At 65.0% G+C, this 11,991-nt stretch carries 11 protein-coding genes and 3 tRNA genes; 7 read left to right on the forward strand and 7 right to left on the reverse strand.

Going from position 1 to position 11,991, the window contains the following annotated elements:
* Window positions 1-143 precede the first annotated feature (143 nt).
* Entirely contained in the window at window positions 144-770 is a 627-nt protein-coding gene (kynB, locus tag VIR09_RS04305; protein WP_332011754.1) for an arylformamidase, read from the reverse strand.
* An 85-nt stretch (window positions 771-855) separates the two neighbouring features.
* Entirely contained in the window at window positions 856-1,533 is a 678-nt protein-coding gene (gene radC, locus VIR09_RS04310; protein WP_332011755.1) for a RadC family protein, read from the reverse strand.
* A gap of 50 nt (window positions 1,534-1,583) precedes the next feature.
* Here radC and VIR09_RS04315 point away from each other — a divergent pair, with 50 nt between their 5' ends.
* Genes VIR09_RS04315 through maiA form a run of 3 tightly spaced genes read left to right on the forward strand, consistent with a single transcriptional unit; the run spans window position 1,584 to window position 3,735 of the window.
* Complete coding sequence (locus VIR09_RS04315) at window positions 1,584-2,060, forward strand: FKBP-type peptidyl-prolyl cis-trans isomerase (RefSeq protein ID WP_332011756.1); 477 nt, start codon at window positions 1,584-1,586, stop codon at window positions 2,058-2,060.
* On the forward strand, window positions 2,060-3,037 hold the full coding sequence (gene ispH, locus VIR09_RS04320) for a 4-hydroxy-3-methylbut-2-enyl diphosphate reductase (protein WP_332011757.1): 978 nt from the start codon (window positions 2,060-2,062) through the stop codon (window positions 3,035-3,037). Before VIR09_RS04315 ends, ispH begins: the two co-directional genes overlap by 1 nt.
* 53 nt (window positions 3,038-3,090) lie before the next feature.
* On the forward strand, window positions 3,091-3,735 hold the full coding sequence (maiA, locus tag VIR09_RS04325) for a maleylacetoacetate isomerase (protein ID WP_332011758.1): 645 nt from the start codon (window positions 3,091-3,093) through the stop codon (window positions 3,733-3,735).
* A 22-nt stretch (window positions 3,736-3,757) separates the two neighbouring features.
* On the opposite strand, the gene VIR09_RS04330 is transcribed toward maiA, so the two are convergent.
* From VIR09_RS04330 to VIR09_RS04345, 4 genes are all read right to left on the reverse strand, one after another.
* Window positions 3,758-5,200, reverse strand: a complete 1,443-nt coding sequence (locus tag VIR09_RS04330) for a DegQ family serine endoprotease (RefSeq protein WP_332011759.1) — start codon at window positions 5,198-5,200, stop codon at window positions 3,758-3,760.
* A gap of 77 nt (window positions 5,201-5,277) precedes the next feature.
* A complete protein-coding gene (locus VIR09_RS04335; RefSeq protein ID WP_332011760.1) occupies window positions 5,278-6,606 on the reverse strand; it encodes an ATP-binding protein in 1,329 nt (442 codons plus the stop codon).
* Window positions 6,603-7,262 (reverse strand): response regulator, encoded by a 660-nt coding sequence (locus VIR09_RS04340; protein WP_332011761.1) that lies wholly within the window; start codon window positions 7,260-7,262, stop codon window positions 6,603-6,605. The genes VIR09_RS04335 and VIR09_RS04340 overlap by 4 nt, the downstream gene beginning before the upstream one ends.
* A gap of 145 nt (window positions 7,263-7,407) precedes the next feature.
* Window positions 7,408-7,483, reverse strand: a tRNA-Thr gene (locus VIR09_RS04345).
* A 214-nt stretch (window positions 7,484-7,697) separates the two neighbouring features.
* Here VIR09_RS04345 and VIR09_RS04350 point away from each other — a divergent pair.
* The 3 genes from VIR09_RS04350 (at window position 7,698) to VIR09_RS04360 (ending at window position 9,866) form a co-directional block, all read left to right on the forward strand.
* Window positions 7,698-7,773: transfer RNA gene (locus VIR09_RS04350), tRNA-Asn, on the forward strand.
* Window positions 7,774-7,850: 77 nt separating this feature from the next.
* A complete protein-coding gene (locus VIR09_RS04355) occupies window positions 7,851-8,849 on the forward strand; it encodes a GTP-binding protein (RefSeq protein ID WP_332011762.1) in 999 nt (332 codons plus the stop codon).
* 111 nt (window positions 8,850-8,960) lie between these two features.
* Window positions 8,961-9,866, forward strand: a complete 906-nt coding sequence (locus tag VIR09_RS04360) for a LysR family transcriptional regulator (protein WP_013392458.1) — start codon at window positions 8,961-8,963, stop codon at window positions 9,864-9,866.
* A gap of 650 nt (window positions 9,867-10,516) precedes the next feature.
* Here the strand turns inward: VIR09_RS04360 and VIR09_RS04365 are convergent.
* Window positions 10,517-10,593, reverse strand: a tRNA-Met gene (locus tag VIR09_RS04365).
* A gap of 62 nt (window positions 10,594-10,655) precedes the next feature.
* Between VIR09_RS04365 and scpB the strand changes: the two genes are divergently transcribed.
* Window positions 10,656-11,804 carry an SMC-Scp complex subunit ScpB gene (gene scpB, locus VIR09_RS04370; RefSeq protein ID WP_332011763.1) on the forward strand — a complete coding sequence of 383 codons (1,149 nt, stop codon included), beginning with the start codon at window positions 10,656-10,658 and terminating at the stop codon, window positions 11,802-11,804.
* Window positions 11,805-11,991 lie beyond the last annotated feature (187 nt).

Below are 11,991 nucleotides of genomic sequence, written 5' to 3' on the forward strand. Positions count from 1 at the left end.
CGGAGGCGGGCAGGGCGCGCCACGAGGGCGCCTGCGGGCGGGCGCAGGCAGGCGCCGCATGCAGATCGGAATGGTGTTTCATGGTCGTGCTTCCAGAACTGGCGGCCGATTTCGGATCGGCCGCCCATGGCCAGCGGACCAGCCTACAGTTCGCGCAAGACGGCGCGAACCGGGCTGGCATCGGCCTGGACCAGCGCCAACGGCAGTGCGATCAACTCGTAATCGCCTTCCGGCACATCGTCGAGCACCAGGTTCTCCAGTACCCGCATGTCATGCCGCAAGATCGTATGGTGGCTGTCCAGGGTCTTGCTGGACGCGGGGTCGATGCTGGCCGTATCCAGGCCGATCAGCATGACGCCGCGTTCGGCCAGCCATTCGATGGTCTGGGGCGCGTAGGCGGAGAAGTCGTCGGTCCACCAGTCCTGCGCGGCATGCTTGGCAGTGCGTACCAGCACGCGCGGCGGCAGGTTCAAGGCCGCATGGGCCAGGTGGTCCACCGTGATGAGGGGGCCGCAATCGATGGCATGTATGACGCGACAGGGCCCCAGGAAGGGTTCCAGGGACACCGCGCCGATGGCGGCGGCGCCGTTCTGGTAGTGCAAGGGGGCGTCAGCATGGGCGCCGATGTGCGGCGACAGCGTGATTTCGCTGACGTTCACAGGGCAGCCGGGCGCAAGCGACCATTTCCATTGCTGGCGGTACGGCGTGTCGCCAGGAAAGACGGGCGACGCCGTGGAGACGGGCGGGGAGATGTCCCACAAGCGTTTCATGTCAGGCGGAATGGGTCGGAAGATGCGTTAAGCCTAAAACAATTGCGGGCGCTAGTCTAACGAATTCGGGCGCCGGCCGCAGCCCCTACAGGCCGCCGAGTTCGGCCATGGAGATGACCGTGCCGGCGGCGACGATCAGATGGTCCACCAGCCGGATGTCCACCAGCGCGAGCGCCTGTTTCAGGTGCTGCGTGAATCCGCGGTCCGCGGCGCTGGGCTCGGCCAGGCCGGAAGGGTGGTTATGGGCGATGATCAGGGCCGCCGCATGGTGCCGCAAGGCCTCGCGCACGACCTCGCGGGGGTAGACCGATGCCTGGGACAGGGTGCCGCGCGCCAGCTCGCCCGTGGCGATGAGGCGCAGCCGGTTGTCCAGATAGAGCGCGATGCAGTGTTCCACCTGGCGGTGTCCCAGCGCCATCTTGCAATACTGCTTTACCTGCATCGGGTGAGCCAGGTTGCTATTGCGGGTCAGATCCTCTTCGATGGCGCGTCTGGCCAGTTCCAGCAGGGCGACCAGCATGCAGGCCTTGGCCGCGCCCAGGCCCGGGACCGTGGTCAGCTCCTCGGGCGTCGCGCCCAGCAGGCCCCGCAGGCCGCCGAATCTGGCCAGTAGCTGGCTGCCCAATTGCACCACGTCCAGGCCCGGAATGCCGGTGCGCAGGGCGATGGCGAGCAACTCCGAGTCCTGGAGCGATCCGGCGCCATGGCGCAGCAATCGCTCCCTGGGGCGCTCGTATTTGGGCAGCCGATCGGACAATTTCATAAGAGGCTCTAAAATCAAGGTTTATTCAATTGCATATACGGTGGCAGATCTTGAGCATCGCCTCTAATGAAGTGAACGTTTTTGTCCGTCCGGATTCCTACCTGACGCTGCACTACCGCATCACGCTGGCCTCCGGGCCGGGCAAGGATTCCGTGTTCGCCGACACCTTCGACGGCCGTCCCGGCACGCTGCAGATGGGCAGCGGGCAATGGGCACCCGGCCTGGAGGCCGCGTTGGTCGGCCGCGCCGAAGGCGAGCGCTTCAGCGTCACGGTCGAGCCGGCCGACGCCTATGGCGAGCGCAACCCCGAGCTCATCCAGCGCGTTACGCGCGCCATGCTGGCCGAGCATGCCGGCGCCGACGCCACCTTCGAACCGGGCGACCTGGTGGAATTCGCCGCGCCCAATGGCGGACGCTATTCGGGCATCCTGAAGGAAATCAACGACGAATCGGCCCTGTTCGATTTCAACCACCCGCTCGCGGGCATCAGCTTGCGGGTCGACGTGGCGCTCTTGGGAGTCCTCTGATGAGCCAGGTTGTCACCGCCGCCGACGCCGAAGTCCTGCTGGCGCAGCCGCGCGGTTTCTGTGCCGGCGTGGATCGCGCCATCGACATCGTCGAGCGCGCGCTCGAACTGCACGGCGCGCCCATCTACGTGCGCCACGAGATCGTCCACAACCGCTACGTGGTCGAAGACCTGCGCGCCAAGGGCGCCATCTTCATCGACGAGCTGGACGACGCGCCCGCTGGCGCCATCGTGGTGTTCTCGGCGCACGGCGTCTCCAAGGCGGTGCGGGCCGAGGCCGAATCCCGCGGACTGCGCGTGTTCGACGCCACCTGCCCGCTGGTCACCAAGGTTCATATCGAAGTGGCCCGCATGCGCGCCGCCGGCCGCGAGATCATCATGATCGGCCACAAGGGACATCCCGAAGTCGAGGGCACGCTGGGTCAGGCTCAGGGCGGCATGTACCTGGTCGAGACCGCCGAGGACGTCGCGGGCCTGCAGGTGACCAACCCTGACAACCTTGCCTACGTCACGCAGACCACCTTGTCGGTGGACGACGCGGCAGCCGTGTCCCGTGCGCTCAAGCAGCGCTTCCCCAATATCGTCGAGCCCAAGAAAAGCGATATCTGCTACGCCACCCAGAACCGCCAGGACGCGGTCAAGGTGATGGCGCCGGATTGCGACCTGGTGCTGGTGGTGGGCAGCCCCAACAGTTCCAACTCGAACCGCCTGCGCGAGGTGGCCGAGCGCAAGGGCGTGGCGTCCTACCTGATCGATGGCGCGCAGTCCATCGACCCGGCCTGGCTGGTGGATCGCAAGCGCATCGGCGTGACGGCGGGCGCTTCCGCGCCCGAGATCCTGGTGCAGCAGGTCATCGACCGGGTCAAGGAATTGGGCGCGGTGTCGGTGCGCACCATGCCGGGCCTGGAAGAGAATGTGGCTTTCCCGTTGCCCAAGGGCCTGTCCCGCAAGTCGGCGCAGACGGAATCGCTGGAATAAGCAGGCGGGCGCCGTCGCAGCGCGGCGCTGCCTCAGAACACCGAGGAGACTTCATGCAGTTGTACAGCTACTTTCGCAGTTCGGCCGCGTACCGGGTGCGCATTGCCCTGAATCTCAAGGGCTTGCCCTACGAGTATTTGCCCGTGCATCTGCTGAAGGATGGCGGTCAGCAGCTGTCGGCGGATTACCGCAAGGTGAACCCGACCGCGCTGGTGCCCACGCTGGTCGACGGCGACGCCGTCATCGGCCAGTCGCTGGCCATCATTGAATACCTGGAAGAAACGCATCCCGAAGTGCCGCTGCTGCCGGCGGACGCGATAGGCCGCGCGCGGGTGCGGGATCTGGCGCTGGGCATCGCCTGCGACACGCATCCCTTGAACAATCTGCGCGTGCTGAAGTACCTGAAGCACACCCTGGGCGTGGACGAGGCCGCCAAGACCGCCTGGTACAAGCACTGGGTGCATCAGGGCCTGGAAGCCCTGGAAGCGCAATTGGCGGGTTCGTCCGCCACTGGCAGTTTCTGCCACGGCGATACGCCCACGATCGCCGACCTGTGCCTGGTGCCCCAGGTGGCGAACGCGCAGCGTTTCGACTGCGACCTGTCGGCCATGCCCAATGTCGTGCGCATCGATGCCGCCTGCCGCGCGCTGCCGGCCTTCGACGCAGCCGCGCCGGGCAAGCAGCCCGACGCGGAGTAGCGTCAAACCGGTGCGGACCGGCTCAGCCGATCTGCACCGGCACGAAGATCTTGTCTTCGCCGCGCTGTACCAGCAGGGCGACCGTCTTGCCCGCCTTGGACAGCGCTTCCTTGACCTGCGCGACGTTGTGCACGGGTACCCCGTTCAAGGACAGCAGCACATCGCCAGGCTCGATCCCGGCCTTGGCGGCCGGCCCGATCGAGCGTTCGATCAGCAGGCCCTCGGCGCCGGCCGCCTGTTGCTCCTGCGGGCTTAGCGGGCGCAGTGCCAGCCCGAGCTGGCCGCGCTGCACCTCCTGGTCTCCTGCAGCAGTCTGGGCCTTGTCCTTGGGCACGCCGCCCAAGGTGGCGACCAGTTCCTTCTGCGAACCATTGCGCCAGACGTCCAGCTTGATCTTCTCGCCCGGCGTGGCCAGCGTGATGGTGGAGGCCAGGTCGCCCGAGGACACGATGGTCTTGCCGTCGATCTTGCGCACCACGTCGCCGGGCTGCAGGCCGGCCTTGTCGGCCGCGCTGCCTTTCTCCACGCTGGACACCAGCGCGCCCGAAGGCGTATCCAGCTTGAAGGAGTTGGCCAGGTCCTGGTTTACCTCCTGCACCGTCACGCCCAGCCTGGCGTGCTGCACCTTGCCGTGTTCCAGGATCTGGTCCTTGATCTTGTAGGCCACGTCGATCGGAATGGAGAACGACAGGCCCTGGAAGCCACCGGTGCGGCTGTAGATCTGCGAGTTGATGCCCACGACTTCGCCGCGGTCATTGAATAGCGGTCCGCCCGAATTGCCGGGATTGACCGCCACGTCAGTCTGGATGAAGGGTACCGAGGTGTCGTCGGGCAGCGAGCGGCCCTTGGCGCTGACTATGCCCGCGGTGGCCGTGTTTTCCAGGCCGTAGGGCGAGCCGATGGCCAGTACCCATTCGCCCACCTGCAGCTGGTTGACGTCGCCCACCTTCACCACCGGCAGGTTCTTGGCGTCGATCTTGAGGACAGCCACGTCGGTCTGCGGATCCGAACCCAGCACCTTGGCCTTGTATTCGCGGCGGTCGGTCAGCTTTACCGTGACCTCCTTGGCGTCCTGGACCACGTGCGCATTGGTCAGGATGATGCCGTCGGCGCTGACGATGAAGCCGGAGCCTTCGCCGCGCATGGGTACTTCGCGCGAGGGCATCTGGCCGCGCGCGCCGGGGATCTGGCCGAAGAACTGGGCGAAGGGATCGCCTTCGTCGGCGGATACCTTGCGGGTGCCGCTGACGCTGATGTTCACCACGGCCGGGCCGAAGTCGCGCGTTATTTGCGCGAAGTTGGGCGGGCTGGACGTGCCGGGCGCCTGGAGGGAGGAGGTGATGGCCGGCGCGTCGGCCGCCATCGAAACGCCGCCGGTGAGGGCGGTTGCGCCCGCGCCGCCTATGGCGCCGGCTGCCAGCAGCGCCAGCATCAGGCGCGAGGGTTTCATTTGGGTGGTCTTCATGTCGGCTCCTGCGTTCATGTTGAAGGACATGGCGCAATCTTCGGGCCTGACACTTAGGCGAGCCTTAAAGGCGAGCCTTAAGTCGGGAAAGCCACCTTCACGCGCAGGCCTTCGCCGGCCGGCGTGTCCTGCAGTTCTATGGTGGCGCCGTGCTGGTCGGCGATGCTGCGCGCGATCGCCAGCCCCAGGCCGCTGCCATGCTGCGCATTGCCTTCGACGCGGTAGAAGCGGTCGAACACGCGTTCGCGCTCGTCCGGCGCGACGCCAGGGCCTTCATCGTCGATCAGCAGGGCGGCCTCGTGGGCGGCCTGTTCCAGATGGAGACGGACGCGCTTGCCCGTGGGGGTGTACTTGATCGCGTTGTCCAGCAGGTTGCGCACCAGCAGCGTCAGCGCGTCGCGTTGTCCTTGCACCCATGCCTGCGGCGCGCCGTCCAGCTCGATGCTGATCGATTTGGCGTTGGCCTGGGGCAGCATTTCGGAGAGCGCCTGGCGCAGCACGTCGGCCAGGTCCACCGCTACGGCGGGCGTCTGCCCTGCCGCGCTTTCATGGCGCGCCATGGAGAGCAACTGCTCCACCAGGCGCGTGGCGCGGTCGATGCCGGCGGCCAGTCGCTGTTCGGCCAGCTGGCGCGCATCCGCGTCGCCCGCGCGTTGCAGGGCCTGCAGTTGCAGGCGTAGCGCCGTCAGCGGCGAACGCAGCTCATGCGCCGCATCGCCCACGAATTGCTTCTGCTGCGCGAAGGCGCCGCGCATGCGTTCCAGGAGCAGGTTCAGTTCCTGGACCAGCGGCCGGATCTCGTCGGGCAAGCCCTGCACGCTGATGGGGGAGAGATCCTCGGGCTGTCGCGCCGCGACCTGGGCGCGCGCGCGTTTCACGGGCCGCAGCGACCAGCTGACCACGCACCAGACGATCAGCATGAGCAGGGGCGCCGCGGCAGCGATGGGGGCGATGGTGCGTAGCGCCAGCGCACGCGCCATGCTGGTGCGCACGCCCATGTCCTGCGCCACCTGGATGACCTGGAAGGGCGTGGCCAGCGAATACACGCGGTAGGTGCTGCCCTCCATTTTCGCGTCGGAGAAACCGAGCACGATCTGGTCCGGCAGCGGGCGGCGCGAGCGGGAATTGAAGATGCGCACGCCGTCGGGCGTCCAGATCTGGATGATCAGGTCATCAGCGACCGGAGAGCCCGCGCCGCGAGCGTGCGTCGGGCCTGTGCTGAGCAGCCCATCGCCGGTGCCCAGCGACAGGGCGGTGCGCTGCAGCAGCGAATCGAAGATGTCGTCGGCTTGCGCCAAGGTGCTGCGGTAGGCGATGGCGCCTTGCACCAGCGCGCCGACCACGATGGCGGCCAGCAGGAAAAAAAGCAGCCTGGCTCTCAGTGAGTAGCTAAGCGGAATGCTCATGTTTTGGGGATGACATAGCCGACGCCTCTGACGTTCTGGATCAGGTTCGGACCCAGCTTCTTGCGCAGGCCATGAATATAAACCTCAACCGCATTGCTGCTGATGCTCTCTTTCCAGCTGTACAGTTTTTCTTCCAGCTGGGCGCGGGAGAAGATCATGCCGGGACGCGCGATCAGCGGTTCGAGCACGGCCCATTCGCGCGCGGTCAGCGTCACGGGGGTGCCGTCCACCATGGCGGCGTGGGACTGGGGGTCTATGGTGATGCCCTCGTGTTCGAACACCGGCTCGGCGCGGCCCGCGCTGCGCCGGATCAGGGCGCGCATGCGGGCCAGCAACTCGTCCACGTCGTAGGGCTTGACCACGTAGTCGTCGGCGCCGGCGTCCAGGCCCGCGATGCGGTCGCTCACCGCGTCACGGGCGGTGGCGATCAGCACCGGCGTGCGGTCCTTGCGCGCGCGCAGGTCGCGCAGCAGCGACAGGCCGTCGCGCTTGGGCAGGCCCAGGTCCAGGAGCATGAGGTCGTAGGTGTCGGTGCGCAGCGCGAGTTCCGCGGCGTTGCCGTCCTTGACCCAGTCAACGGCGTAATGTTCGGCGCGCAGGCAGTCCAGCACGCTCTCGCCTATCATGAGATCGTCTTCAACAAGAAGGATGCGCATGTCGTGTCCGCCAGGATGGTCCAGCAGGTTGGATGCGTGGTGGCGGGCGGGAGTTCCCGGGCGGGGATTCCGTGTGGAAGGGGGGGCGTAGAAAGAAGGGCGCGGAAATGAAAAAAGCAGCCCGAGAGGGCTGCCTTTTGAAATCTGGTGCCGGCAATAGGAGTCGAACCTACGACCTTCGCATTACGAATGCGCTGCTCTACCAACTGAGCTATGCCGGCAAGACCATTTGCTTCGTTCCCGCGATGCTGGAACCGCAAGCAAAACATCTTGATTTTCCCCGTCTCTTGGCCCTGATTTATGGGGTCCGATCCGGAAAGACCGAGATCATATCAGAGTTTTTTGGCGATGGGAAACCGTGCGCACAAAACACCGGAAAAACTCAGCGATTTGCGCAGTCTGTTTTTTTAGTTCATAATCTCGTTTCTTAGCAGTTCCCCGATAGCTCAGTCGGTAGAGCGACGGACTGTTAATCCGCAGGTCGCTGGTTCGAGCCCAGCTCGGGGAGCCAAAGAATTCAGGGCCATTCACGCAAGTGAGTGGCCCTTTTGGTTTGCCGCATCGGAATGGCGGGCATGGAGATCGGACATGGGCGACAAGCGCATAGGCGTGGCGGTGATTTCCGGTTTTCTGGGCAGCGGCAAGACGTCGTTGCTCAACCGGCTGTTGCGGGATCCGGCGTACGCCGACGCGGTCGTCATCGTCAATGAATATGGCGAAGTGGGCGTCGACCATCATCTGGTGCGGCAGGCGCGCGACAACATCGTCCTGGTCGAGGGTGGCTGTCTGTGCTGCGTTGTCAGTGGCGCGGTAGTCGACGCGTTGCGCGACTTGTTCATGCAGGCGCTCAGCCGCAAGATCAAACCCTTTCGCCGCGTGCTCATCGAAACCAGCGGACTGGCCGATCCCGCGCCCATCCTGTTCACCCTCAAGCACGACCGCTTCCTTTCCGAGCGCTATGCATACCGGGGAGCGATCGTCCTGGCGGATGCGCGCTACGGACTGGATCAATTGGAACGGCAACCCGAGGCGTCGCGGCAACTGGCCCTGGCGGATGTGGTTGTGTTCAGCAAACCGGACCTGTCGGACGCGGCGAGCCTGGATCGCCTGGAGCGGGCGGTCGCCGACATCAACCCCGGCGCGCAGCGCTGTGTGCAATGGCCTGATGCGCCGCTTGCTGGCGCGCTGCGCGCGGGGCTGGATATGCAGGCCAGGCGCGATGGCGCCTCCTTGGCGAGCTGGCTGCGGCCGTTTGCACAGCCGCGGGCGGCCGGTCACGGAAATGTGGGCAGTTTCTCGCTGGTTTTGAACGCTCCTGTCGGGCGGGGCGCGTTTCTTGCCGGCATGTCGCAGATCCTGGAGCGCTATGGGCAAGGCTTGCTGCGCATGAAGGGGCTGGTGTGCTTCGAGGGCGAGACGCTGCCGTGCGAGGTGCATGGCGTCCATGGCGAACTCTATCCAGCGAGTCAGCTCGATCAGTGGCCGGACGGCGATCGGATATCGCGGCTGGTTTGCATCTTGCGCGGGCCTGGGGTGGCGGAGGTGCGAGCCGCCTTGGGGGTTGCGCTTGGGCAGCCTGTCCCTTGATTGTCCGTGCTGAAGGCCTGGATCTTCCGGGTGATGTCAGCGATTTTGATGTCGGTGTTGCACCGAAATACGGTATAACCGGAGCAGTCTGGTGCAAGAATCGAGACAATCATGGATCGTTTGAAGGCCATGCAGGTGTTCGTGGAAGTCGCTGACAGGGGCAGCCTGTCGGCGGCGGCGATTCATCTGGACATGTCGCGTGCCATGGTGTCGCGCTATCTGGCGGAAATGGAGCAGTGGGTGGGGGTGCGCCTGCTGCATCGCACGACGCGGCGCCTGAGCCTGACTCCTGCCGGCGCTGAAACCTTGCCGCGCTGCCGGCAGATGCTGGACATGGTGGGGGATCTGCGCAATGCGGTATCCACCCCTGACGACACGCCGCGGGGGCTGCTGCGCATCACCACCAGCATGTCGTTCGGCTCCCGCCATCTGGCCAGCGCCATCACCGACTACGTCAAGCTGCACCCGGGCACCTCGGTTGACTTGATGCTGGTGGACCGCGCCGTCAATCTGGTGGAAGAGCGCGTGGACCTGGCAGTGCGCATCACCAATGATCTGGATCCCAACCTGATTGCCCGCAAGCTGGCGGTCTGCCGCTCGGTGGTGTGCGCCTCGCCGGAGTATCTGCAGCGCGAAGGCGTGCCGGCCCGCATCGAGGATCTGTCCTTGCGTAACTGCCTGACCCATTCGTACTTTGGCAAGAGCCTGTGGCGATTCGAGCGCGACGGCGAGCCGGTGGATGTGCCCGTCAGCGGCAACATCAGTGCGAATGAGGTGTCGGTGTTGTCGCGCGCGGCATTGGAGGGCGCGGGCATCGCCATGCTGCCGACTTACTACGCCGCGGACGACATTGCGTCGGGCCGCTTGCGGGCCATACTGACGCAAAGCAAGCCTCAGGAGCTGGGTATTTACGGTGTTTACGTCTCGCGCCGCCAGATGCCACTGATCTTGCGGTCCATGCTGGATTTCCTGGTGGGGCGCCTGGAATCCACGCCATGGGACAAGCCTGCGCCGTAGTTTTCGCGCCGCGTTCGGCGTCGCGCGAGCTTGAGGGCGGGGTATATGGCGGTATAATCGAACAACTGCTTGAACATGTTTGACGTGGCGGGCTTAGGCCTGTCAGCGTGTAGTCTCAGAAAACATCCAAGAATCGCGGTTGTGGCTCGGGTGAGCTGCGGCATCGCGGAACCTGTTTCCGCGTGCGCCAGGGGAAGCGTGTCGGGTTTATGGATTGCCGCGGTCTGTCCGCGCTGCCCGAACCTTGATGATTCAGGTCCTTGATATCGATTGCCGCAGGAAGACGGCGCCGGGTTGTCGGCGTGCTCCGCGGGCTGGCCGGCGATTTCTGCCGGCTTTTCCAGAATTTGCTTGAGTGTTTGCCGTGCAGGTCACGGTAGGCATTCCGCCCAATCCCGATTGGCGCGGTCGTTTCGGCACATGTCCGGGGTACGTATATCCGGGGCGCATGGCGGTAAACACAGGAATCCAGTGAAAAATTCGCAAACCAATGCTGTCTGTTGCTGGCGAGCCGCCAAGGCTGCCGGTCTGGCGGCGGGTGCGCGTGCCGGCATGCAGCTGTGTGAGCCGGCGGGTTTGCCGTGCTTGTGGATTTTTTCCGGCGCCGCAAATGAAAAAGGCCTGGCGAATGCGCCAGGCCTAGATCAATTTGGTTGCGGGGGCAGGATTTGAACCTACGACCTTCGGGTTATGAGCCCGACGAGCTGCCAGACTGCTCCACCCCGCGTCTGAGAAATGAATAGTAGCCTTATTTTCAACCTAGCGCAAGTTAGCCCTTTTTGAATTTGAATGTCGATGAACGATAGTGAGGCAATACTCGTGTTGGAAACCGCGCTGCTTTGCGCGGCGCAGCCGATGCACCTGTCCGATATGCGCAAGCTGTTCGGGAACGATGAACAATTCGACAACAGCGCGTTGCGTACGTTGTTGGAAACGCTGCAGGCCAATTGGGCCGACGGCGGCCTGGAGTTGGTGCAATTGGCTACCGGGTGGCGCTTTCAGAGCCGCCCGCGCATGCAGCGCTACCTTGAGCGCCTGAATCCGGAAAAGCCGCCGAAGTACTCGCGCGCCGTGATGGAAACGCTGGCCATCGTGGCCTGGCGCCAACCGGTGACGCGGGGCGATATCGAGGATATCCGCGGCGTTACCGTGTCTTCGCAGATTGTGAAAGCGCTCGAGGACCGGGGATGGATCGAGGTCATCGGCCACCGCGACGCGCCGGGCCGTCCGGCGCTGTTCGGTACTACGCGCCAGTTTCTCGATGACCTGGGGCTGCGTGCCCTGGACGAATTGCCCGCGCTGGAATCCGCGCAGGCGGCTGCTGCGCTCGCCGGGCTGGATTTGGGTGAAGTGCAGCAGGTGCTGGGTGGTGAGGAAGCCGCTGCCGCGGCCGAGGGCGATGCGCCTGGCGACGGCGAGGAAGCCGCCGCGCCGGGTGAGGGCGGGGACTCCGAAGTCAGTATTCCGGTTGCGGAATTGTCTGTTTCGGAACAGGATGTACCCATAGCTCCCGCCGATAGCGTAGAATTCGTGCTTTCGCGCACAGAAGAAGGCGCGGATCCCGCAGACGAATCCACCGTCCGGGAGCAAGCCGAAGGCTTGTCCAATACGTCAGCCATGTCCGGTTTTCCCGACGACGCGGCTGACAACGACATTTCCGATATGGCCGCCGATGCCCCAGAAGCCGGTGCTGCAAAGGAAAGCGTCGAGAACGCAAAACACGCGGAACCGACCGACCCGATTGACGAGACCGATACTGCGGCGCCTGGCGCCGCCGGGCATGCGCCCGCTTCCGGTTTTGCCGATCCTGTTCGGCCTGGCCCGGATGCCGCCTCCCCGGAATCGGACGAGGCAGGCTTCGAGCGGCCCGAGGCTGATCGAGAGTCGGCGTCCCCAGATGATGACGAGCTTGCCGCAGGCAGGCCTACCCAAGTTTGAAATTCGGAGCTGTCCCAGTGACAACGAATACTGCAATGCAGGACGACAATCCCCGTTCGGATGATGCTGTTTCCAACGGCCAGCCGGAATCCGCCGCGCGTGAGCCGGCAGCAGAAGGCGAGTCGGGTGCCCGCGGCCGAGGCCGCAAGCTGAGAACGCCGTTTCGCCGCCGTCGCGGCGATGCCGC

This window comes from Achromobacter sp. (genome assembly GCF_036567245.1).
Taxonomy (GTDB): domain Bacteria; phylum Pseudomonadota; class Gammaproteobacteria; order Burkholderiales; family Burkholderiaceae_B; genus Achromobacter.

Coding starts and splice junctions, on each gene's coding strand:
- scpB (WP_332011763.1), top strand. CDS start 10,656: ATGTCGATGAACGATAGTGAGGCAATACTCGTGTTGGAAACCGCGCTG.
- ispH (WP_332011757.1), top strand. CDS start 2,060: ATGAGCCAGGTTGTCACCGCCGCCGACGCCGAAGTCCTGCTGGCGCAG.
- kynB (WP_332011754.1), bottom strand. CDS start 770: ATGAAACGCTTGTGGGACATCTCCCCGCCCGTCTCCACGGCGTCGCCC.
- radC (WP_332011755.1), bottom strand. CDS start 1,533: ATGAAATTGTCCGATCGGCTGCCCAAATACGAGCGCCCCAGGGAGCGA.
- VIR09_RS04335 (WP_332011760.1), bottom strand. CDS start 6,606: ATGAGCATTCCGCTTAGCTACTCACTGAGAGCCAGGCTGCTTTTTTTC.
- maiA (WP_332011758.1), top strand. CDS start 3,091: ATGCAGTTGTACAGCTACTTTCGCAGTTCGGCCGCGTACCGGGTGCGC.
- VIR09_RS04355 (WP_332011762.1), top strand. CDS start 7,851: ATGGGCGACAAGCGCATAGGCGTGGCGGTGATTTCCGGTTTTCTGGGC.
- VIR09_RS04340 (WP_332011761.1), bottom strand. CDS start 7,262: ATGCGCATCCTTCTTGTTGAAGACGATCTCATGATAGGCGAGAGCGTG.
- VIR09_RS04360 (WP_013392458.1), top strand. CDS start 8,961: ATGGATCGTTTGAAGGCCATGCAGGTGTTCGTGGAAGTCGCTGACAGG.
- VIR09_RS04330 (WP_332011759.1), bottom strand. CDS start 5,200: ATGAAGACCACCCAAATGAAACCCTCGCGCCTGATGCTGGCGCTGCTG.